Below are 21,479 nucleotides of genomic sequence, written 5' to 3'. Positions count from 1 at the left end.
AGCACGACCAGAACCTCCCGCCGCGGCACGGCGTGCCGGGCAACGTGGACCTCGACGCGATCGCGCGCCGGATCGCCGCCAAGTACGGCTTCCAGACCGACTTCCCGGCCGACACCAGGACGCAACTCGGCGCCCTGACACAGCCGGCGTCCATCCCGAACGGCGTGCGTGACCTGCGCCGCCTGCTCTGGTCATCCATCGACAACGCCACCTCGCTCGACCTCGACCAGGCGGAGGCCGCCGAGCAGCTGCCTGATGGATCGATCCGGCTGCTCGTGGCCATCGCCGACGTGGATGCGCTGGTGGCCAGGGGAACGCCGCTCGATCTCCATGCGCAGGCGAACGCGACGTCGGTGTACACCGGCGTGGACGTGTTCCCGATGCTTCCCGACCAGCTCTCCACCGGCCTCACCTCGCTCAACCAGGATGCCGACCGGCTGTCGGTGGTCATCGAGACGGTGGTGGATGCGCAGGGCGAGGTGCAGACGCACGACGTCTACCGCGCGGTGATCCGCAACCAGGCCAAGCTCGCGTACGACGACGTGGGGGCCTGGCTCGACGGTGCGACGCCGCCGGGGCTGGTGGCGGGCAACGCCGCGCTGCAGGCACAGCTCCGGCTGCAGTCCGAGGCCGCGCAGCGGCTCAAGGCCCAGCGCGAACGCCACGGCGCCCTCGAGTTCGAGACGCTCGAGGCTACGCCGGTGGCCAGGGACGGGCAGGTGGTGGATCTCGCGCTCACGCGCAAGAGCAAAGCGCGCGACCTGATCGAGGATTTCATGATCGCGTCGAACATCGCGATCGCCGTGTTCCTGGAGTCCAAGGGGCGGTCGGGCATCCGCCGCGTGGTGCGCGAACCCGAGCGATGGAGCAAGATCGTCGATCTGGCCAAGCAGTACGGCACGACGCTGCCCGCGACGCCCGACTCGTTGGCCCTATCTCGATTCATGATCGCGCGTCGCGCCGCCGACCCGGTGCGGTTTCCCGACCTGTCGCTGACGATCGTCAAGCTGATGGGGCCGGGCGAGTACGCGCTCGACCTGCCGGGCAAGGATCCGGGCATCCACTTCGGGCTCGCCGTGCACGACTACTCGCACGCCACGGCGCCCAATCGCCGCTACGCCGATCTCGTCACCCAGCGCACGGTGAAGGCGGCGCTGGACGGTACGGCCGCGCCGTACACCAACGACGAACTGTCGGCGATCGCGGCCCACTGCACCGAACGCGAGGACGCGGCCACCAAAGTGGAGCGCACGATGCGCAAGGTGGCGGCCGCGCTGCTGCTCGCCCACCGCATCGGCGAGGTGTTCGACGGCATCGTGACCGGCGTCTCCGACCACGGCACGTTCGCGCGGCTCTTCCACCCGCCCGCCGAGGGCATGGTGGTGCACGGGGAGCACGGGCTGGATGTGGGCGACAAGGTCAAGCTGCGCCTGGTGCACGCCGATCCGCAGCGCGGGTTCATCGACTTCGACGCGGTGCGCTGACCCGGCTTGCCAACGACGCCCCGGCGGGGCATCGTCTACGCTCCACCGAACCCCCAGGATCGCCCATGCCCCGCGCCCCCCGTCGCGCATTCGTGCGCTGGCTCGCCCTCGCTCTTGCCCTCACCCTCGTCGTGCCGCCGCTCTCGGCGCAGCGCGGCGGACGCGCCGGTGACTCGGCCCGCGGGCAGAACCGGCTCCCGCTGACGCCGGCCCGCTCCGCCGATTTCACCACCACCAAGGGATCGTGGATGTCGCTCGACGTCAGTCCCGACGGCCGGACGATCGTCTTCGACATGCTGGGCGACATCTACACCGTGCCCGTCGCCGGCGGCACGGCCACCGCCATCACCCACGGCCTGGCCTACGATGCGCAGCCCCGATTCAGTCCCGACGGGTCGCGCATCGTGTTCGTGTCCGACCGGTCGGGCGGCGACAACCTGTGGACGATGCGCCCCGACGGCACCGACACCGTGGCCGTCACGCACGGCAACGACAATCAGTACGTGTCGCCGCGCTATACGCCCGACGGCAGGTACATCGTCGCGTCCAGGGGCGGCACCACGGGCGGCGTGGCCAAACTCTGGATCTACGACGTGCGCGGCGGCAACGGCACGGCGCTGATCACCGAACCGGCGCAGCTCAAGACGCTCGGCGCCGCGATGGAGCCCAACGGCCGCTACATCTGGTACGCCCAGCGCACGGGCGACTGGACGTACAACGCCATCTTCCCGCAGTACGAACTGGCCGTGTACGACCGCGAGACCGGACGCTCCACGGTCACCACGTCGCGCGACGGCTCGGCGTTCCGCCCCGAGATCTCGCACGACGGCAAGTGGCTGGTGTACGGCACGCGGTACGAGGCCAAGACGGGGCTCCGCATCCGCAACCTCGAGACCGGGATGGAGCGCTGGCTGGCGTATCCCGTGCAGCGCGACGACCAGGAATCTCGGGCGCCGCTCGACGTGCTTCCCGGGTACGCATTCACCCCCGACAACCGCGCGATCATCGCGTCGTACGGCGGCGAGATCTGGCGCGTGCCGGTGGACGGCACCAGGGCCACGCAGATTCCGTTCACCGCCCACGTGGCGGTGGCGATGGGCCCCGAGGTGCGGTTCGTCTACCGCGTGGACGATGCCGCCACGTTCCATGCGCATCAGGTGCGCGACCTCGCGGTGGCGCCCGACGGACGCCGCATCGCGTTCACGGCCCTCGATCGCGTGTACGTCATCGACTCGATCGGCGGCGTGCCGCGGCGGCTCGCCCAGATGGACACCGGCCAGTTCCAGCCCGCCTGGTCGCCCGACGGGCGGTCGATCGCCTTCGTCACGTGGGACGACGCGACGGGGGGCGAGATCTATCGCGTGGACGCCAACGGCGGCGCGCCCGAGCGCCTGACCACCGAGGCGGCGTACTACCGCGATCTCGCCTGGTCGCCCGACGGCCGCCGCCTGGTGGCCATCCGCGCCTCGGCGCGCGATCTGCAGGAGAACGCGGGCACCTTCGACGGCGGCCTGAACCGCCAGCTCGTCTGGGTGCCGGCCACCGGTGGGAACGCCACGGTGGTGATGCCCGCCGGCAATCACGCCATGCCGCAATTCAGCACGCTCGACACGAGCCGGATCTTCATCTACAGCCCGGCCGACGGACTGATCTCGGTGCGCTGGGACGGCACCGACATCAAGAACATCCTGCGGGTCACCCAGCCGCCGACCGCCGGGGCCGCCGCCGAGCCGGCGCAGATGGCCGGCACCGACCTGCCCGATCCCACCGTCGTCGGGGATCTCGAGAACAACGCGGGCCGCGGCGGCGCCCAGCGCGTGCTGCTCAGCCCCAACGGTGATCGCGCCGTGGCGCAGTTCGGCATGACCATCTACGCGGTCACGGTTCCGCACGGCGTCGGCCCGGCGCCGACCGTGGTGGCGGATCCGGCCGCCGCGGCCTTCCCGGTGCGCAAGCTCACCGAGATCGGCGGCGAGTTCCCCGCCTGGAGTCCCGACGGGAACACGGTGTACTGGGGCATCGGGAACGTGATCGCGGCCTACGATCTCGCCCGCGCCCAGCAGGTGGACGACAGCCTGAAGGCGGCGCGCGAAGCGCGGGGCGGCAACGGTGCTCAGGGCGGCGCGGGCGCCGATTCCGCGGCGCGCGACTCCGCGCATGCGGCGTCGGCCTACAAGCCGGCGGAACATCGGGTCATCGTCACGGCGGCCCGCGACATCCCGCAGAGCACGGCGGTGCTCCGCGGCGCCCGCGCCCTCACGATGAAGGGCCACGAGATCATCGAGAACGCGGACATCGTGATCCGCAACGACCGCATCGTGGCCGTGGGCAAGCGCGGCAGCGTGGCCATCCCGACGGGCGCCAAGGTCATCGACGTGAGCGGCAAGACGATCGTGCCCGGGTTCGTGGACACCCACTATCACACGCAGTGGCTGGTGCCCGACGTGCACGTGGGGCAGGTGTGGCAGTACCTGGCGATGCTCGCCTACGGCGTCACGACGACGCGCGATCCGCAGACCTCGACCACCGACGTCCTCACGTATGAGGATCAGGTGGAGACGGGAGCGATGGTGGGCCCGCGCATCTACTCCACGGGACCGGGCGTGTTCAGCTCCGAGCACATCAAGACCATGCAGGATGCCCGCGACGTGCTCAAGCGGTACGCGGAGTACTACGACACGCACACGCTCAAGATGTACATGTCGGGCAACCGTCTCACGCGGGAGTACATCATCATGGCGGCCAAGGAGCTTGGCCTGATGCCCACCACCGAGGGCGGCCTCGACTTCAAGCTCGAGATGACGCACGCCATGGACGGCTATCCGGGGGTGGAGCATGCGCTCCCGATCGCGCCGCTGTACGACGACGTGGTCAACTTCTGGGCCAAGAGCGGCACCACGAACACCCCGACGCTGATCGTCTCCTACGGGGCGCCGTTCGGCGAGAACTACTGGTTCACCAACACGAACGTGCACGACGACCCCAAGGTGCGCCACTTCCACCCGGAAAACGACATCGACGAGAAGACGCGCCGGCGTGGCAGCGGCGCCGGCGACAGCCCGGGGCCCGGCGGCTGGTTCCGGCCCGAGGAGTATGCGTTCCCGCTGCACGCCGCGTTCTCCAAGGGCGTGGTGGAGGCGGGCGGCCGCGTGGGCGTGGGCAGCCACGGCCAGTTCCAGGGGCTGGGCTACCAGTGGGAGATGTGGATGATCGCCATGGGCGGAATGCAGCCCTACGACGTCCTCCGCTGCGCTACCATTCTGGGAGCCGAGGGCATCGGGATGGAGAAGGACCTCGGAAGCCTCGAGCCGGGTAAGATGGCGGACCTGGTCGTGCTCGACGGGAATCCGCTGGACAACATCCGGAACACCAACACCATCGAGTACGTGATGAAAAACGGCAGGCTCTACGACGGCAACACGCTCGACGAGGTATACCCGCGGGTGCGCAAGCTCCCGCACTACCTCTGGCAGGACAAGGTGCCGCACGTGGAGGCTGGCTTGACCGGAAACTGATGCGACCCACGGCAGCATTGATGGTCTTCGCGGCGAGCGTGGCGGTGCTGGGGTGTTCGCACCGCTCGCCGCTGCTCGCGCCCACGCCCGAGGAGTTGCAGATCCCCGCGCCCGACAGCTTCCGCGTCGAGTTCCGGACCACGCGGGGGCCGTTCCTCGTCATGGCGCACCGCGACTGGTCGCCGTACGGCGCCGACCGGTTCTACTTCCTCGTGTCCAACGGCTATTACGACGACACGTACTTCTTCCGGGTCGTCAAGGGGTTCGTGGCCCAGTTCGGGATCTCCGGCAACCCGCTGGTGAACCAGGCCTGGCGCGGCCGGAACCTGCCCGACGATCCCGTGCTGCGCAGCAATCAGCGCGGCACGATCGCGTTCGCGCGCAGCGGCCCGCACTCGCGCGGCGTGCAGCTCTACATCAACGAGCGCGACAACGCGCGGCTCGATACGCTCAGCGGGTTCGGCTTCCCGCCCTTTGCGCAGGTCGTCCAGGGCATGGGCGTCGTGGACTCGCTGTACAGCGGCTACGGCGAGGGCCCGCCGCGCGGGAAAGGTCCGTCGCAGGATTCGCTCCAGACGGCGGGCAACGCGTACGTCGCGCGCCACTTCCCGCTGCTCGACCGGATCCTCACCGCCCGGGTCACCGAGACCTGGGGCGACACGCTCAGCGCCAGCATGTCGCTGCGGCGGGGGATGGGTCCCGTGCGCCGCCCGGATCGCGACCGATAACGGCCGTGCCCGCTACTCGCGCTCCGGCACGCGCCACACCGCGCCGTCCTGCGCGATGAGTTGATTGGCCGACGCCGGCCCCCACGATCCGGCTTCGTACGTCTCCATGCGCGCCGGCGGGTGCGCGGCCCAGTAGTCGAGGATCGGTTCCACCACCTTCCACGCCGCCTCCACCTCGTCGCTGCGCGTGAACAGCGTGGCGTCGCCGAGCATCACGTCGAGGAGGAGCGTCTCGTACGCCGACGGGTTCACGTCGCCGAACGCGTCGCGGTAGGCGAAGTCCATCGCCACCGGCGCCACCTCGATCTGCCGTGCCAACTGGTACGCCGCACCCGGCGTCTTCACCTGGAACGAGAGCGAGATGCCCTCGTCGGGCTGGATGCGCATCACGAGCGTGTTGGGCGCCATCAGCTTTCGGGTCTCGTGGCCGAACATCAGGTGCGGCGGTTCGCGGAACTGGACGGCGATCTCCGACACGCGCTCGGCCATCCGCTTGCCCGACCGCAGGAAGAAGGGCACGCCGTTCCAGCGCCAGTTGTCCAGGAACACCCGCAGCGCGGCATAGGTGGGCGTCACCGAATCGGGCGCCACGGTGGGCTCGTGGCGGTAGCCGGCCACGTCGGCGCCGCCCACCGAGCCGGCGCGGTACTGCGCGCGCACCGCCGACCGCTCCACATCGGCCGGCCCCATCCAACGCAGCGAGCGCAGCACCTTCACCTTCTCGTCGCGCACGGCATCGGCGCTCATCGTCACCGGCGGCTCCATGCAGGTGAGCGCCAGCAGCTGCATGATGTGGTTCTGGAACATGTCCCGGACCACGCCCGCCTCTTCATAGTACGCGCCGCGCTGCTCCACGCCCACCGTTTCGGCCACCGTGATCTGCACCTGCGCGATGGACTGGCGGTTCCACAGCGGCTCGAAGATCGCGTTGGCGAAGCGAAACACGAGAATGCTCTGCACCGTCTCCTTGCCCAGGTAGTGATCGATGCGGAACAGCTGGCATTCGTCGAACAGTTCGAGCACGAGCTCATTCAACGCCTGGGCGGTGGCCAGGTCGTGCCCGAACGGCTTCTCGATCACCACGCGGCGCCAGGGCCGCACCGCCGCGCTGCCCACCTTGGGCGCGAGCTGGCTCTCCGACAGGTGGCGGGCGATCTCCTCGAACACGCTCGGCGGCACGGCCATGTAGAACAGGCGATTGCGCGCCTCCTCGGCGCGCGGCGCTTCGAGCTCGGCCAGCCGGCCCCCGATCGCCTGGTACGTGCGGGCGTCGGCGAGATCGCCCGATACGAAGTGGAGCCGCGCGCTCAGCGCGCGCCACACGGCGTCGTCCACATCCTCGATCTCCTCGGACCGCTCGAGCTCGGCGCGCACCAGCGTGCGGAACGCCGCGTCGTCGTACGCCGCGTGGCCCACGCCCAGCAGCGCGAACGGCTCGGGCAACAGCCCGTCCTTGGCCAGCTGGTAGAGGGCCGGCATCAGTTTGCGGCGCGACAGGTCGCCCGAGGCGCCGAGCACGACCATCGTGCAGGGATCGGGGATGCGGCGCTCGGGTCCGATGGCGCGCAGCACCTGGCTGGGCCGGACCGCCACGTGCGTTGTCGGCGCCGTCATTCAGCCTTGATGGCGTGCCCGCCGAACTCGTTGCGCAGCGCGGCGATCACCTTGGCCGAGAAGCTGTCTTCCTGCCGCGAGCGGAATCGCATCAGCAACGACAGCGTGATCACCGGCGCCGGCACGTCGAGCTCCATCGCTTCGGCCACCGTCCACCGGCCCTCCCCGGAGTCGGCCACCCAGCCCTTGATGGCGCCGAGCGACGCGTCCTTGGAGAACGCCTGCACGGCCAGCTCGTTGAGCCACGACCGCACCACGCTCCCTTGCTGCCACACCGAGGCGATCTGCTCCAGATCGAGGCCCGGGAACGTCTTGGAGGCGTGCAGCACCTCGTACCCCTCGGCGTACGCCTGGAGCATGCCGTATTCGATGCCGTTGTGCACCATCTTCACGTAGTGACCGGCGCCCACCGGGCCCACGTGCGCGAAGCCGTCGGGCGGAGCCAGCGTCTTGAAGATCGGCTCGCAGTACGTGACGGCGCGGCGCGATCCGCCCACCATCAGGCAGTAGCCGTTTGCCAACCCCCAGATGCCGCCGCTCGTGCCGGCGTCGATGAATTCGATCCGGCGCTCCACCAGCGCCGCGCCGCGGCGCATCGAATCGTGGAAGTTGGAATTGCCGCCGTCGATGATCACGTCCCCATCGCCCAGATGCGGGAGCAGCTCGGCGATCGTGTCGTCCACCGGCGCGCCGGCCGGCACCATGATCCAGATCACGCGCGGCCCCTTGAGCTGCGCGCAGAGGTCTGCAAGGTCCTTGGCCGGCGCGGCGCCCAGCGCCGCGTACCGCTGGACGGCGTCGGCGCTCCGGTCATACACCACCACCGTGTGGCCGCCGTGCATCAATCGCTCCACCATGTTCCCGCCCATGCGGCCAAGGCCGATCATCGCCAATTGCATTGCACCAGTCACCGGAAAGAGAAGACCTGTCGAGTGGGTCAGGACGCGAGCAGCACGGCGCGCGCCGGCGCGCCGTCGAGCCCCACGAGTCGCAACGGCAGGCAGCGCAGCTCGTAGATCCCCGCCGGGGGCTCGCTGAGATCGAGCCCCTCGATGATGATTACCCCGCGCTCCAGCAACGTGCGATGTGTACGATGGTGGCCGGAGTGGAACTGCTCCACGGAGAGGTAGTCCACCCCCACGAGCTTGACGCCGTGATCCACCAGATACGCCGCCCCGTCGGGCGAGAGGTAGGTGAAATCGGGGTGGAAATCCCGCTCGCGGAGGAACGCCGAGTTGCGCGTGCGGATGAGCACGCGCGTGGCATGCGTCAGATCGTGCGGCCGCAGATGCTCCTCGGTCACGGCCATGACGTCCGGCGCCACCGCGATCAGGAGCGCCGGGCCCATCAATACGTCCAGCGGCAGCGTGTCCACGCCGGCGCCGTCGTCGAAGAAGTGGCGCGGCGCGTCGACGTGCGTGCCGGTATGCGACCCCAGCTCCAGCCGCGAGACGTTGGCGCTGGCGCCGTCGGCGATCGCCTGCTGCAGCGCGATGTGGATCTCCGGATTGCCCGGATACACCAGCCCGCCCGACTCCAGCGGCACCGAGATGTCGTAGATGTGTCGCATGTCACTCCGTCCGTTGGGGCCAATCCAGCAGCGGGTCGTCCACCGCGTAGCCGTGCGCTATCCGTATGGACCTCGCCACCGCGCGCCGCGTCTCATCCTGGATGGACAACAGCGCGTCGCGGGCGGCGCGAAACCGGAGGCCGGCCTCCACCGCGAACAGATCGCACAGGTCCACCTCGTGCGCGCACGCCGCGATCCCGCGCTCATCCACCAGGCGCTGCGTGCGCGACAGCACGGCCGCCGTGGCGAACAGCTCCACGGCCATGTCGGCCAGCCGCTCCAGCTCCTGCTGGCGGTCCACGATGTGCTCCCGGTACACGTCAAGCAGGCGCTGCCCGGCGTCGGCGAGCTCGCGCACGTGCCGCTCGAAATAGCGCCGGTGCCCCTCGAGCCGGGGATGCAGCACCACGTCCAGCGTGCCGGTGGCCCCCAGCCGGCTCTTGAGCCGCGACGCCGCGAAGCCGCTCACCAGGCCCAGGTGGCGGACCGGATGCTTGAGCGCCGCCGCGATCTCGCGCATCTGGCCAGCCGGTCCCTGGATGCCGTTGAGGGCGATGAACAGCCGCAGGATCTCATTCGTCCCCTCGAAGATCCGGTTGATCCGCGCATCGCGCAGCATGCGTTCGTAGGGATACGGCTTCACGAATCCCCGTCCGCCCGCCACCTGCACCATCTCGTCCGCGGCACGCCACAGGAGCTCGCTGGCGAACACCTTGCAGCACGCCGCCTCCAGCGCATCGTCGCCGTCCGGCGCGGCCGCCATCGCCGTCAGCACGCCCAGCATCGCGTCGGCGGCGTAGGTGTCGGCGGCGATCCGCGCCAGCTTGCGCTGCGTGATCTCGAACTCGATGATCGGCTTCCCGAACTGCACCCGCTCCTCGGCGAACGTCGTCATCTCGTGCAGCAGGTGCTTGGCGCCGGCCGTGCACCCGGCGGCCAGCGACAGGCGCCCGCCGTTGAGCACGCGCACCGCCACGGCGAATCCCTTGCCCACGGTGCCGAGCACATGGTCCAGCGGGACGGTGAGGTCCTCGTACAGCAACTCGGCCTGCGTGGACCCGCGGATGCCCAGCTTCTGCACCGTGCCCAGCACCGTGAAGCCCGGCATGTCGGGCCGGACGATGAACGCCGTGGGCCGCGAGACGCGGTCGCCGCCCCGCTCCACGGGGGTCTGCGCGAACGTCACGATCACGCCGGCGCGCTGCCCGTTCCCGATCCACTGCTTGTGCCCGTTGAGGATCCACGCCGTGCCGTCGCCCGACAGCTCGGCGCGGGTCCGGATGTTCTGCGCATCCGAGCCGGTCTCAGGCTCGGTGAGCGCATAGGCGGCCAGCGTCTCGCCTCGCGCCAGCATCGGCAGGTAGCGCGCCTGCTGGTCGGGCGACCCGTACAGCACCAGCGCCTTGCACCCCAGGCCGCAGTGCACCCCCACGAGCACGGCCAGGCTGGCGTCGATACGCGATACTTCGCCGAACACGCGCGCGTAGCCGGCGGGCGATAGGCCGGCGCCCCCGAACGCCTCGGGAATCGTGAGCCCCAGGAGCCCGCCCGCCGCCAGCGCCTGCACGACCGGCTCCGGTATCGTCTCGTGCGCGTCCAGTTCCGCCGAGTCCACCAGGTCGTGCGCGATCTCGCGCAGGCGGTCGATCAGCCGACCCACCCGCCGCGCCTCGCCCGGATCCCGGCGGTCGAGCGGGTCAGGGTAGGGGAAGATCAGCGATTCGTGCACCGCGCCGCTGAAGATCCCGCGGACGAAGGAAGCCGTGACGGAATGCATGCTCTGGAGTTTGACCCCTTGTCCCCCACAGTCAAGACGATCATACCATGTTGTGACACGCCGTTCGCTGTAAGTCTTTGGTAAGACAGCCCCCGCTCGCTGGCTGGCCCCGGCGGCGAGCATTTCATTTCCTTCACCATGACCCCTCCCCGCCCCTCCCGCGTCGTCGGCACGGTGGTCGTCCTCGGGCTCGCGCTCGTGGTCACCGCCCTGCTGGTGTACCAGGCCGAGGTGGCGGCTCGCGGCCACCGCCTCACCGCCGAGCACACCCTCCACGACTACGCGTCGTTCGCCGACTGGCAGTTCGAGCAGCAGGTCAAGAACGAACTCCTCACCAACATCATCCCGTCGCTGGCCCAGGCGGCGATGCGGGTGGATCCCACGCGACTGCCGGCGTCGCTGCTCAGTCCCGAATCGGTGGGCGCCATGGCCCGCGACTACGCCGGCTGGTGTGGGTGCCTGGACAGCGTGCGGTACTACTTCCGCATCGACTGGCCCAACGGCCAGCTCCTCACCACCCGGAACCGTGCGTCCACGGCGGAACTGCGGTGGGTGCGCGATACCGTGGTCACCTACGTCAAGCAGCTCAAGCCGCTGTCGGAGATGCTCCCCCAGTCCTACGGCTCCACGGACAGCAGGTCCCGGCCGCAAGCGTCCATGCGCGTGATCGTCACCAACGACTCGTACGTGATGATCCTGGGCGGGATCGACGAGCAGCCGATCCTGCTCGTATTCCTCGTGTCGCGGAACCTCAAGGGCCAGCCGGTGGTCATCTACGGCTACCAGACGGCGCCGCTCCAGTTCCTCACCCCGGCGTTCCGTTCGGTATACCACCGCAACGCCCTCCTGCCGCCGTCGCTCGTCGGCAGCCTGCCCGTGGATTCGGTGCTCTCGCTCGCCGTGGACGACGTCCACGGCGAGCCCCTGTTCGGCTCGCCGGGCCAGTACGATCTCACCTACAGCGTCGCCGACACGCTGGAGCCCAACTTCGGCCGGCTCGTGCTGCGCGTGGCGCTGCGCCCCGACGTCGCCGGCCGGCTGATCGTGGGCGGGCTCCCGCCGTCGCGGCTGCCGATGCTCATCTCCCTGCTGGTCGTGATGGCCATCCTGCTCGCCATCGCCCTCGTGCAGCTCCGCCGCGAACAGGAGCTGGCCAGGCTCCGCACCGAGTTCGTCTCGGGCGTGTCGCACGAGCTCCGCACGCCGCTCGCCCAGATCCGCTGGTTCTCCGAACTGCTGCACATGGGCAAGCTGCGGTCGGAGGAGGAGCGCGTCCGCTCGGCGGGGATCATCGACCAGGAGGCCCGCCGCCTCACCTATCTCGTGGAGAACGTCCTCAACTTCTCGCGCGGCGAGCGCAAGCAGAACCGGATCTCGCCGGCGCCCACCGACCTCGAGCGCGAACTGCGCGAAGCGCTCGAACTGTTCGCGCCGCTGGCGCGCTCCCGCAAGATGAAGCTGCGCGCCGAGCTCGCCGTCGACCTCGTGGCCCTCGTGGACCGCGACGCCTTCCGCCAGGTGATCCTCAACCTCCTCGACAACGCGGCCAAATACGGCCCCGAAGGGCAGACGATCACCATCGGCTCGGCGCGCACCGGCACCAAGGCCCGCATCTGGATCGACGACGAGGGGCCGGGCGTCGCCGTGGCCGACCGCGATCGCGTGTGGGAGCCCTACGTGCGCCTGGCCCGCGATACCGAGCGCGGCACCGGCGGCAGCGGTATCGGCCTCTCGGTCGTACGCGAGTTGGTGGAGATGCACGGCGGTACCTGCACCATGGAGACCTCCCCCAGCGGCGGCGTGCGCGTCGTCGTGAAATTGCCGGCCGCCGGCGCCGCCGCGATCAAGGAGCCCGCCATATGAACCGCATCCTCATCATCGAAGACAACCCCGATCTCGCCTACGGCCTGCGCACCGGCCTCGAGATCGAAGGCTACGACGCGGACGTGGCCGGCGACGGCGAGGTGGGGCTGGTCCGCGCCCGTGAGTGGAATCCCAACCTCGTCATCCTCGACCTCATGCTGCCCGGCATGGACGGCTACCGGGTGCTGCGCACCCTGCGCGACGAAGGACTCGAGATGCCGGTGCTCATCCTCACCGCGCGCGGCGAGGAGACCGACAAGGTGCTCGGCTTCCGCCTCGGGGCCGATGACTACGTCACCAAGCCGTGCGGCGTGCTCGAGCTGCTGGCCCGCGTCGCGGCGCTCCTCCGCCGCGCCCGCCGGTCCGACGTCCGCGACGCGGCGGCGCTGGAACGGTTCGGCGCCGTGGAGATCAATCCGGCGTCGCGCACCGTCACCCGCGGCGATCACCCCGTGGCGCTGAGTCCCAAGGAGTTCGACCTGCTCCTCACCCTCGTGCGCCGCCGCGGCGCCGTCGTCTCGCGCCTCGAGTTGCTCAAGGAGGTCTGGGGCTACAGCGCCGACGTCATGACGCGGACGGTGGACATCCACATCGCCGAGTTGCGCCGTAAGCTCGAAGACGATCCGTCCAAACCCAAGCACATCCTCACCGTGTGGAAAGCGGGCTACCGGCTCGAAGCCTGAGCAGCTTTCCCTCCGCGCTCGCCTCTCCCTCTCCCCCCAATCCATGCGCCGCTTCGCGTTCATTCCGGCACTCGCCCTCGCGAACCTCGTCGTCGCCGCCCCGGTTCGCGCTCAGTTGCCCAGCGATGGCCCGCAGCTCATCGCCGCGATGCACGATCGGTACGCCGACACCTGGTACCGGACGCTCACCTTCACCCAGAAGAGCACCTGGTTCGCGGCCGACGGCGCCGAGGCGCGCGTGCAGACGTGGCACGAAGCGGCGTCCATCCCGGGCAAGCTCCGCATCGACATGGGCGAGGCGGCCGCCCGCGACGGGATGCTCTATGTGGGCGACAGCACCTATCTATTCAAAGGCGGCAAGCTCACCGGCGCCGCGGCGGAGCGGAACCCGCTCATGATCCTCGGGTTCGATGTGTACCGGCAGGCCCCGACGCACACCGCGGACGTGCTGGGCCACGAGGGAATCGACCTCACGAAGTTCCACCGTGACACTTTCCAGGGCCGGCCGGTGTACGTCGTGGGTGCGGCCCCGGGAGATACGGCGAGCAAGCAGTTCTGGGTGGACGCCGAGCGCCTGCTGTTCGTGCGGCTCATCCAGCCCAACCCGCGCGGAACGGCCACGCAGGACATCCGCTTCAATCGCTATGTTTCCAGACCCGGCGGCTGGCTGGCTGAGCAGGTGCAGGTCTGGTCGGGCGGCAAGCTGGCCTATCAGGAGGATTACACGGACGTGCGCGTGAACGACTCGCTCGACCCGCAGCTGTGGAGTCCTGCGGCGTGGGCCACGGTGCCCCTGTGGTGGAAGTAGCCCGGCCGCTGCGCGCGCTCACGCTGGCGTTCGCCGCGCTGGCGGCCGCCGCCGGCGCGCGGCCGGCGTACGCGCAGCGCCTGGCCAGCCTGCCCGGTCGGGACTGTTCGGCCACCGCGTTCGTGCCCCCGCTCGCGCCCGACACGATCGCGCAGGACGTCCTCGATTCGCTCGGCACGATCACCGTGGCGTCGCGGCCTGGCGTGAGTCTGCTCAAGAACGTGATCGCCGCCAGATTCGATACGTCGGCCACCCAGATGCAGCGCCAGGCCGCCGTGGACCGCGTGTGCGGCGTGGTGATCGGCGGCGACCGCGGCGGCGATGCCGACGGCTACTACCTCGTGCGCCTGCATGGCGCCGGGAACGTGGAGATGCTCGACGCCGCGGCCGACGTGGTGCGCCATATGCCGGGCGTGGCCAGCGCGCAGACGCTGTCGCTCCACCGAACCGATGTCGCCGACGCGCCCCCCGCCGACGCGTCCGGCCCGGCGGAAACGTCGTGCGCCGACGGCTCCACCGGCGGTCTGCTGCGCATCGATGCCGTGAAGGAGATGCTCGCCTCGCGCGACGCCGGCGAGATCCGGTTGATGAACGACCTCGGCCTCGGCGGCGTGGACTCCAGCGCGGTGCGGGTGGTTGATGACGTCGGGGTGTGCGCTCGGGTGGCGTCCGCCATTTTGCGCGCCGCGCACTTCGAGTTGACCGACTCCCCGTACGTCGTGCTCCGCGCCGGACCGCGCTACGTGGCCTTCGACCCGCGCGGCTACAACCGCGCCTTCTTCCTCGTCGATTCGACCTTCAGCTTCCGCACCGTGCTGCGCTGACCGGCGCCGAGCACGGCGCGCGGCCTTACCCGGTTCGCGTCTCCTCCAGTTGGACCGCCAGCAGCCCCGGCGCCGTCACCGGCGCGTTGCACGCGTACGCGCGGCACAGATACGCCGTCGCCAGGCCATCCCGCAGCGGCCGGTCCGCGAGCAGCGGGACGTCCGCGTTGTCCGCGGCCGCCCCGCCGGCGATGACGAGCGACGGCACGTATTGCCGCGCCGATTCCCGCGCCAGGGCGCGGAACGCATCGCTCGACGGATCACCCACCACCGCCAGCTGCACCGCGCCGTACACCGCGAGGTCGGCCGCGCTCAGCAGATGCCCGAACGCCAGCGGATGCCGCGCCATCGGTTCGGCGAGCGAGGCCAGCACCCGCTCGCCGCGTTCGCGGTGCTCGGGGTCGCCGAACAGTTCGGCCAGCCGCAGCGACAGTTCCACGGCCAGCGACGTGCCCGACGGCGTGGCGTTGTCGCTCACGTCGCGCGGCCGCGTGATCAGCGACTCGTGGTCGCGGGCGGTGTCGAAGAAGGCGCCGGTCTCCTCGTCCCAGAACCAGCGGACGATGGCGCTGCCCAGATCGCGCGCCCGGTCCAGCCATATGCGATCGAAGGTCAGCTCGTAGAGCGACAGCGCGCCCAGCGCCACCGCGGCGTGATCCTCGAGGTAGCCGGCGAGACGCGTGACTCCGTCGGTGTGCACGCGCATCACGCGCCCGTCGCGCACCATCTCGCGGAACAGGAATTCGCCGTTGCGCAGCGCGAGGTCGCGGTACGCGGTCGACTCGAAGGCCCGCGCGCCCTCGGCCACCGCCCGCAGCATGAGCCCGTTCCACGCGGCCAGGATCTTCTCGTCGCGGGCCGGCCACACCCGGCGGCTCCGCGCGTCGTAGAGTGTGCGCCGGGCCCGGTCCACGGCATCGCGCAGCGCGGCCGGCTCCACCGCGGCCCGCGCCGCCGCGGCGCCGAGGTCATCGGGCACGTGCAGGATCGAGCGGCCTTCGAAATTGCCGCCCGCCTCCACGCCGTAGTACGCACGCACGAGCGGGGCGTCGGCGCCCAGCAGCGCGTCGAGTTCGTCCGCCGTCCAGAGATAGAACTTGCCCTCCTCCCCTTCGCTGTCGGCGTCGAGCGTGGAGTAGAAGCCGCCGCCCGGCGCCGTCATCTCGCGGGCCACCCAGTCGAACGTCTCCTCGCAGACGCGACGTACGCCGTCGTCACCCGTGGCCTGCCACAGGTGCACCGCCAGCCGGCCGAGGAGCGCGTTGTCGTAGAGCATCTTCTCGAAGTGCGGCACCAGCCACCCCGCGTCGGTGGCGTAGCGCGCGAAGCCCCCGCCCACCTGATCGTAGATGCCGCCGCGCGCCATGGCGCGGAACGACCGCGCGGCCACCTCGAGCGGGAACGGCTCGCCCGTTCGCGCCCACACGGCGAGCATGGCGTCGAGCGACATTGCCTGCGGAAATTTCGGGGCGCCGCGAAACCCGCCGTACCGCGCGTCGTACTCCGCGGCGGCCGCGCGGTAGGCGCGTTCGAGCAGCGCCGCGTCCAGCGCACCGGTGGCCGTGGCGGGCGCCGCCGCCGCATCGTAGATCTGCCGCAGCATGTCGGTGGTCTTGCGCACGTCGCCGCGCCGATTGGCGTACGCGTCCGACACCGCCTCGAGCACGCGCCGGAACGACGGCATGCCGTGCCGGTCGTCGGGCGGGTAGTAGGTGCCGCCGTAGAACGGCTCGCCCTCGGGCGTGAGGAACACCGTCATCGGCCACCCGCCGTGCCCGGTGAGGGCCTGCACTGCCTGCATGTAGATCGCGTCAAGATCCGGACGCTCTTCGCGGTCCACCTTGATGCACACGAACCGCGCGTTCATGAGGGCCGCGGTGCCCGCGTTTTCGAACGACTCGCGCTCCATGACGTGGCACCAGTGACACGCCGCGTACCCGACGCTGAGCAGGATCGGCCGCTCTTCGCGGCGGGCCCGGTCCAGTGCCTCGGCCCCCCACGGGTACCAGTCCACCGGGTTGTGCGCGTGGTGCCGCAGGTACGGGCTGGTCTCGTGCGCCAGTCGGTTGGCCATTGGTGCGCTCTGGGAAAAGTGACGCTACCTTAGACGTGGAACACTAACCATTCGGCAGCTGGACCCACGCCCACCCAACCGGACCCGCCGTGGCCGCCGACGATCGTTCTCGCCACTCCACAAAGCGCCGCACCGCTCATGCCGGTTCCCCCGCATCACCGGCGAGTCTTCCCACGCTGGGCCGCGTGCCCTGGTGGGCCGTGATCCTGTCGCTGCTCGTGCTGGTGTCGGCCGACTTCGCCGTGGATCCGATCCGGAACGCCAGCACCTTCCAGCGCGTGCCCGACGTGCACCTGGTGCTCTCCACGGGGTATCTGCTACTGGCCCCCATCTGCAGCGTGTTGGACACGCTGTCGCTGATGAGCGTGCGCCAGCACATCGCCATCCTCATCACGCTGGTGGCGCTGTTCGCCGCGTGCCGGGCGTGGCGCGGATTCCGCCATGGCACCGGCTTCCTTCGTGAATTGAAAGCGGCGGCCCTCGCGTTGGGCGGGCTGGTGCTGGTCTACGCCGTCGGCGCGCTCGTCCCGCGCCCGATGGCCGCAGTGTCGGTCGACACTCCGTTCAACGACGCCGTGCTCGTGGCCGACTTCCATTCGCACACCAAGTTCTCCCATGACGGCGCGCCCTGGTTCAGCCCCGAGGCCAATCGCCGCTGGCATCGCAACGCAGGGTTCGACGTTGCCTACATCACCGACCACCGCACCGTGCAGGGCGCCGAGGATGGAATCGCCAACAATCCGCCGGTGGCGGGCGAAGGCACGATGATCCTGCAGGGGCTCGAGGTGGTGTGGCGCGGCGCGCACGTGAACCTGCTCGGGGCGGAGCGACGGTACCGGGGCCTCACCGATCCGGCGCTGCGCGATCTGGACGACACGTCCCTCGCGCTCGCGAGCGCCATTCCCAACAGCGAGCCGATCGTGGTGTACACCTTCCCCGATCTCATGCGGAACCTGCATCCCGCCCACGGGCCCGGCACGCCCGGCGCGCGCGCCATCGAGATCATCGACGCGTCGCCGCGCGGGCTGGGAGACGTCCGCCGCCTCCGGACGGTGATCAGTTACGTGGCTGACACGTTCAACCTCGCGCTGGTGGCCGGCAGCGACAATCACGGATGGGGATTCACCGCGGCCGGCTGGACCCTCGTGTCCCTGCCCGGATGGCGCGGCATGTCCACCGACTCGCTCGCCGCCGCCATCGACGACGTCATCCGCACCCGGGGCTTCGAGGGCACCACGGTGGTCGAGCGCCGCGTGGCCAATACCCGCGGGTCCACGTGGCGCCTGATCGCCACCGCGCCACTCGTCGTCAGCCGCATGTTCACCATGCTCACCAACGACGAGCGCGTGTCATGGCTGCTCTGGATCTGGGCGATCGCGCTCGCGCCGGTGGCTTGGCGCCGGCGCCGGCCCCGGGGAGCGGCAGGCGCGGCATGACCGATCCCGGTCCGCCGCGCGCGGCGGGTAGGCACATTCGGAATGCGTGGCACCTGGCCCTGTTCGTCCTTGCCGCAGCGGCGCTCGTCCGACTCGCGTTCGCCGCGGTCATCCCCCTCTTCCCCGACGAGACGTACTACTGGGAGTGGTCCCGGCACCTCGCCGCCGGCTACTTCGACCATCCGTGGGGCATCGCCGCTCTCATCCGCGGCGGGACCGGGCTCGCCGGCGCTGCCGGCATCGGGCCGTCTCCGATCGCGGTCCGCCTGGGCGTCGTCGTCGCCGGATTCCTGGCGGCACTGTTCGCCTCGGCCATTGCCCGACGCCTGGGCGGCGACCGCGCCGGCCTCCTCGCGGCGCTCGTCTTTTCGCTCATGCCGCTCGCCGCCGCCGGACTGGTGCTCGCCACCCCCGACGTGCCGCTGCTGTGCACGGCCGCCGCGGGCGTGTACTGCGTGGTTCGCGCCGTCGAATCGAAGATCCACTCCCCGGCGTCGCTCGCCTGGTGGATCGCCGCCGGGCTCGCGCTCGGCCTCGCCTTCTCGTCCAAGTACACATCCATCCTGTTCCCCGTGGGCGTGACGATCGCCGTGCTCACGCGCCGGAGTCTGCGCGCACGGCTGGGCGAAGCCGGACCCTGGGCCGCCTGCCTGGCCGCGCTGACGGTGTTCGTTCCCGTCTTGGCCTGGAACTCACGCCACGGCTGGATCTCGTTCACGTTCCAACTGCACCACGGATTGGGGGCGCCCAGCGGCTCGCCGCTCGTGCGCGAACTCGCCCTCGTCGGCGGGCAGGCCGGTCTCGCCACCCCGATCCTGCTCGTCCTTCTGAGTATCGCCGTGTGGCGCGCGGTCCGCCGTCCGGCCGGCGACGCCCACTACCTGCTGGCAGTCGTGGCCCTCACGTGCGTCGGCATGTTCCTGTTCAGCGCCTTCCGCCGGCCGGTGGAGGCCAACTGGCCGGCGCTGGCCTACATCCCGGCCGTCCCGCTCCTGGCCGCCACCGATTGGGGCGTCCTCGGCCGCCGCTGGCTGCGCTGGGGCCTCGCACTTGCGGCTGTCGTGTCGTGCGTCGTGTACGTGCAGGCGGTCGTTCCGGTGCTGCCGCTGCCGGCGCCGCGCGATCCCGTGGCGCGGTCGGCCGGGTGGGGCCAGCTCGCCGACAGCGTCGCCGCGGCGCAACGCCTCGTGGCCGGCGATCGCGTGCACGCGTGGGTGGCCGCCGACAAGTACCAGGACGCCTCCGAGTTGGCCTACCATCTGGCGGGGCATCCCGTCACCTTCTCGCTCAACCTCTCCAGTCGTCCCAATCAGTACGATCTGTGGCCCGGCTTCCGGGCGCTCGCGCACGTGGGCGACGACCTGCTGCTCGTGCTGGACGAGGTGCCGCAACCGCACCACACGGCCGTCGTGCTCGCTGCCCACTTCGCGTCGGTGGAGAAGGGCGCGCTGGTGCCGCTCACCCGTCGCGACGGCGGAGTCGCCACCCGGCGGCGCATCTGGATCCTGCGCGGGTGGAAGGGAACGTGGCCGGCGACCGAGCCGTGAGACGCTGAACGGCCGACCGTCCTACCCTCCTACCCTCCTACCGTAGTCTTCCGAATCGCGTCCAGCATCCGGATCAGCTCGCGCTTCTCGGCGGCCGAGAGCATCTCCACCACCACGTCGTCGTATGCGCTGATCGGCGCGTCGAGTTGGGCGAGCAGGGCCAGCCCGGCGGCCGTGATCTGGCACATGACCTGTCGCCGATCGGGCGCGCTGCGCTCGCGGCGGGCATACCCCGCCGCCTCCAGCCGGTCGAGCAGTCGGGTGACCCCCGGCGACGCATCCACCATCCGGCCGCGGATGGCCAGCGTGGGAATGCCCTCGTCGCCGGCGCCGCGCAGGATGCGCAGCACGTTGTATTGCGGTTGCGTGATGCCCATCGGTTCGACGATGGCGCTGATCTCCCGCTGGATCAGCGCCGCGGTGCGCATGATGCCGATCATCGCTTCGGCGCCGATCGAGTGGAACGGTCGGGTCTGCTGCAGCTCCCGCTGGATCGCGCTCTCGCGGCTGGATTTCGAGGTCGCCATGGGGGATCAGTATACCCCTAAGTCATGGGCCGACACCACCCGTCCGTGAAATTGCGTCTCCACCTGCCGGACGAGGTCGGCGTCGGTGCCGCCCCAGAATAGCTGGTGCACCAGCAGCAGGAGCTTGGGCTTGGCCCGCGCCGCCAGCGCTCCCAGCTGGTACGTGGATGTGTGGTACCGGGAATGATAGGCCTGCCACGCGGGCGAGCGCTTCTTGAACTGCTCGGCGTCGTACACCTCGTGCACCAGCACGTCGCATCCGTTGCAGGCCCGCACCACGGCGTCGGTGGGGCGCGTGTCGCCGCTCACCACGATCACGCGATCCGGCGTCTCGAAGCGGTACCCGAACGAATAATCCCAGGCGCCGTGCCGCACGCGAAAGGCGCGCACGGTCACGTTGGCGTCGTGGTATACCACGCCGTCGTCGGTGAATTCGTGCACGTCGGTGCGCCAGCCGGTCTTGTTCGACGGCTCGCCCCCGTGCAGCCGGATGTCGATGTCCTTCACGTAGGCGGAATCGATGAACCGGACCATGTTCGCCGTGCCCGGGGGCCCGTACACGCGCAGCGGCGCCGTGCGCTCCAGCACCCACGGGGTCAGCATGAGGTCGGGCAGTCCGAGGGTATGGTCGGAGTGCAGGTGGGTGAGGAAGACGATGTCCAGCTTCGGCATCGCCAGCGCCGTCACCCCCTCGCGCACCGCCGCCGCCGCCCGGCGTACGATCCCGGCCCCCGCATCCACGAGGTACGCCTGGCCGTTGGTCACGATCGCGATCGCCGGCCCGGAGCGATCGGGGTCGGCGTTGGGCGTGCCGGTGCCCAGCACCACGACGCGCGTGTTCTGGGCCCCGGCGATGCTCGACATGGCGATGAGCGCCGCAAGCGCCATCCGGAACGGTCTCATGGATTCGGTGGTCTCGGGAATGTCCGCCGCGCCAACAGTCCCACAGTCTGCCGGTCCGGCCGTCGGACAGCAAGACGGCCCCCGTCCCGCCCGCGTTCTCGCCGTATCGGTCTTGCGCCGTTTCGG

16 protein-coding genes are annotated in these 21,479 nt (G+C 70.3%); 9 read left to right on the top strand and 7 right to left on the bottom strand.

Going from position 1 to position 21,479, the window contains the following annotated elements:
• Positions 1 to 32 precede the first annotated feature (32 nt).
• The 3 genes from VNE60_13265 (at position 33) to VNE60_13255 (ending at position 5,727) form a co-directional block, all read left to right on the top strand.
• Positions 33 to 1,484 (top strand): RNB domain-containing ribonuclease, encoded by a 1,452-nt coding sequence (locus VNE60_13265; GenBank protein ID HVB32489.1) that lies wholly within the window; start codon positions 33 to 35, stop codon positions 1,482 to 1,484.
• A 65-nt stretch (positions 1,485 to 1,549) separates the two neighbouring features.
• A complete protein-coding gene (locus tag VNE60_13260; protein ID HVB32488.1) occupies positions 1,550 to 4,999 on the top strand; it encodes an amidohydrolase family protein in 3,450 nt (1,149 codons plus the stop codon).
• Positions 4,999 to 5,727, top strand: coding sequence for a peptidylprolyl isomerase (locus VNE60_13255; protein ID HVB32487.1), 729 nt, complete (start codon positions 4,999 to 5,001; stop codon positions 5,725 to 5,727). The genes VNE60_13260 and VNE60_13255 overlap by 1 nt, the downstream gene beginning before the upstream one ends.
• A gap of 12 nt (positions 5,728 to 5,739) precedes the next feature.
• On the opposite strand, the gene zwf is transcribed toward VNE60_13255, so the two are convergent.
• Genes zwf through VNE60_13235 form a run of 4 tightly spaced genes read right to left on the bottom strand, consistent with a single transcriptional unit; the run spans position 5,740 to position 10,688 of the window.
• Entirely contained in the window at positions 5,740 to 7,341 is a 1,602-nt protein-coding gene (gene zwf / locus VNE60_13250) for a glucose-6-phosphate dehydrogenase (GenBank protein HVB32486.1), read from the bottom strand.
• Positions 7,338 to 8,252, bottom strand: coding sequence for a decarboxylating 6-phosphogluconate dehydrogenase (gene gnd, locus VNE60_13245; protein ID HVB32485.1), 915 nt, complete (start codon positions 8,250 to 8,252; stop codon positions 7,338 to 7,340). The genes zwf and gnd overlap by 4 nt, the downstream gene beginning before the upstream one ends.
• A 26-nt stretch (positions 8,253 to 8,278) precedes the next feature.
• Positions 8,279 to 8,911, bottom strand: coding sequence for a cyclase family protein (locus VNE60_13240; GenBank protein ID HVB32484.1), 633 nt, complete (start codon positions 8,909 to 8,911; stop codon positions 8,279 to 8,281).
• 1 nt (position 8,912) lies between these two features.
• On the bottom strand, positions 8,913 to 10,688 hold the full coding sequence (locus VNE60_13235) for an acyl-CoA dehydrogenase family protein (protein ID HVB32483.1): 1,776 nt from the start codon (positions 10,686 to 10,688) through the stop codon (positions 8,913 to 8,915).
• Between the two features lie 138 nt (positions 10,689 to 10,826).
• Between VNE60_13235 and VNE60_13230 the strand changes: the two genes are divergently transcribed.
• From VNE60_13230 to VNE60_13215, 4 genes are read left to right on the top strand one after another with little or no spacing between them, the layout of a single operon-like run.
• Complete coding sequence (locus VNE60_13230) at positions 10,827 to 12,551, top strand: HAMP domain-containing sensor histidine kinase (protein HVB32482.1); 1,725 nt, start codon at positions 10,827 to 10,829, stop codon at positions 12,549 to 12,551.
• Positions 12,548 to 13,234 (top strand): response regulator transcription factor, encoded by a 687-nt coding sequence (locus VNE60_13225; protein HVB32481.1) that lies wholly within the window; start codon positions 12,548 to 12,550, stop codon positions 13,232 to 13,234. The genes VNE60_13230 and VNE60_13225 overlap by 4 nt, the downstream gene beginning before the upstream one ends.
• A gap of 43 nt (positions 13,235 to 13,277) precedes the next feature.
• Complete coding sequence (locus tag VNE60_13220) at positions 13,278 to 14,042, top strand: hypothetical protein (GenBank protein ID HVB32480.1); 765 nt, start codon at positions 13,278 to 13,280, stop codon at positions 14,040 to 14,042.
• Positions 14,033 to 14,866: a hypothetical protein gene (locus VNE60_13215; GenBank protein HVB32479.1), complete on the top strand. Its 834-nt coding sequence runs from the start codon at positions 14,033 to 14,035 to the stop codon at positions 14,864 to 14,866. Before VNE60_13220 ends, VNE60_13215 begins: the two co-directional genes overlap by 10 nt.
• Before the next feature lie 25 nt (positions 14,867 to 14,891).
• On the opposite strand, the gene VNE60_13210 is transcribed toward VNE60_13215, so the two are convergent.
• Complete coding sequence (locus VNE60_13210; GenBank protein ID HVB32478.1) at positions 14,892 to 16,940, bottom strand: thioredoxin domain-containing protein; 2,049 nt, start codon at positions 16,938 to 16,940, stop codon at positions 14,892 to 14,894.
• Between the two features lie 185 nt (positions 16,941 to 17,125).
• On the opposite strand from VNE60_13210, the gene VNE60_13205 reads away from it, so the two are divergent.
• On the top strand, positions 17,126 to 18,376 hold the full coding sequence (locus VNE60_13205) for a hypothetical protein (GenBank protein ID HVB32477.1): 1,251 nt from the start codon (positions 17,126 to 17,128) through the stop codon (positions 18,374 to 18,376).
• Complete coding sequence (locus VNE60_13200; protein ID HVB32476.1) at positions 18,373 to 19,923, top strand: glycosyltransferase family 39 protein; 1,551 nt, start codon at positions 18,373 to 18,375, stop codon at positions 19,921 to 19,923. The genes VNE60_13205 and VNE60_13200 overlap by 4 nt, the downstream gene beginning before the upstream one ends.
• Before the next feature lie 29 nt (positions 19,924 to 19,952).
• Here VNE60_13200 and VNE60_13195 read toward each other — a convergent pair whose 3' ends face one another.
• Together VNE60_13195 and VNE60_13190 are read right to left on the bottom strand one after the other, a co-directional pair.
• Positions 19,953 to 20,450, bottom strand: a complete 498-nt coding sequence (locus tag VNE60_13195) for a MarR family transcriptional regulator (GenBank protein HVB32475.1) — start codon at positions 20,448 to 20,450, stop codon at positions 19,953 to 19,955.
• Between the two features lie 6 nt (positions 20,451 to 20,456).
• Positions 20,457 to 21,353, bottom strand: a complete 897-nt coding sequence (locus VNE60_13190) for an MBL fold metallo-hydrolase (GenBank protein ID HVB32474.1) — start codon at positions 21,351 to 21,353, stop codon at positions 20,457 to 20,459.
• Positions 21,354 to 21,479: the final 126 nt, after the last annotated feature.

The sequence above is a fragment of the Gemmatimonadaceae bacterium genome, from assembly GCA_035533755.1.
Taxonomy (GTDB): domain Bacteria; phylum Gemmatimonadota; class Gemmatimonadetes; order Gemmatimonadales; family Gemmatimonadaceae; genus JAGWRI01.
Note: the sequence above shows the minus strand (reverse complement) of the source record. Positions and strands in the feature narration are given on the sequence as shown.

Excerpts from the sequence above, each read along its gene's own strand:
- VNE60_13235 (HVB32483.1), bottom strand. The coding sequence starts at position 10,688 with ATGCATTCCGTCACGGCTTCCTTCGTCCGCGGGATCTTCAGCGGCGCG.
- VNE60_13210 (HVB32478.1), bottom strand. The coding sequence starts at position 16,940 with ATGGCCAACCGACTGGCGCACGAGACCAGCCCGTACCTGCGGCACCAC.
- VNE60_13240 (HVB32484.1), bottom strand. The coding sequence starts at position 8,911 with ATGCGACACATCTACGACATCTCGGTGCCGCTGGAGTCGGGCGGGCTG.
- VNE60_13195 (HVB32475.1), bottom strand. The coding sequence starts at position 20,450 with ATGGCGACCTCGAAATCCAGCCGCGAGAGCGCGATCCAGCGGGAGCTG.
- VNE60_13200 (HVB32476.1), top strand. The coding sequence starts at position 18,373 with ATGACCGATCCCGGTCCGCCGCGCGCGGCGGGTAGGCACATTCGGAAT.
- VNE60_13255 (HVB32487.1), top strand. The coding sequence starts at position 4,999 with ATGCGACCCACGGCAGCATTGATGGTCTTCGCGGCGAGCGTGGCGGTG.
- VNE60_13225 (HVB32481.1), top strand. The coding sequence starts at position 12,548 with ATGAACCGCATCCTCATCATCGAAGACAACCCCGATCTCGCCTACGGC.
- VNE60_13220 (HVB32480.1), top strand. The coding sequence starts at position 13,278 with ATGCGCCGCTTCGCGTTCATTCCGGCACTCGCCCTCGCGAACCTCGTC.
- VNE60_13230 (HVB32482.1), top strand. The coding sequence starts at position 10,827 with ATGACCCCTCCCCGCCCCTCCCGCGTCGTCGGCACGGTGGTCGTCCTC.
- VNE60_13260 (HVB32488.1), top strand. The coding sequence starts at position 1,550 with ATGCCCCGCGCCCCCCGTCGCGCATTCGTGCGCTGGCTCGCCCTCGCT.
- VNE60_13190 (HVB32474.1), bottom strand. The coding sequence starts at position 21,353 with ATGAGACCGTTCCGGATGGCGCTTGCGGCGCTCATCGCCATGTCGAGC.
- zwf (HVB32486.1), bottom strand. The coding sequence starts at position 7,341 with ATGACGGCGCCGACAACGCACGTGGCGGTCCGGCCCAGCCAGGTGCTG.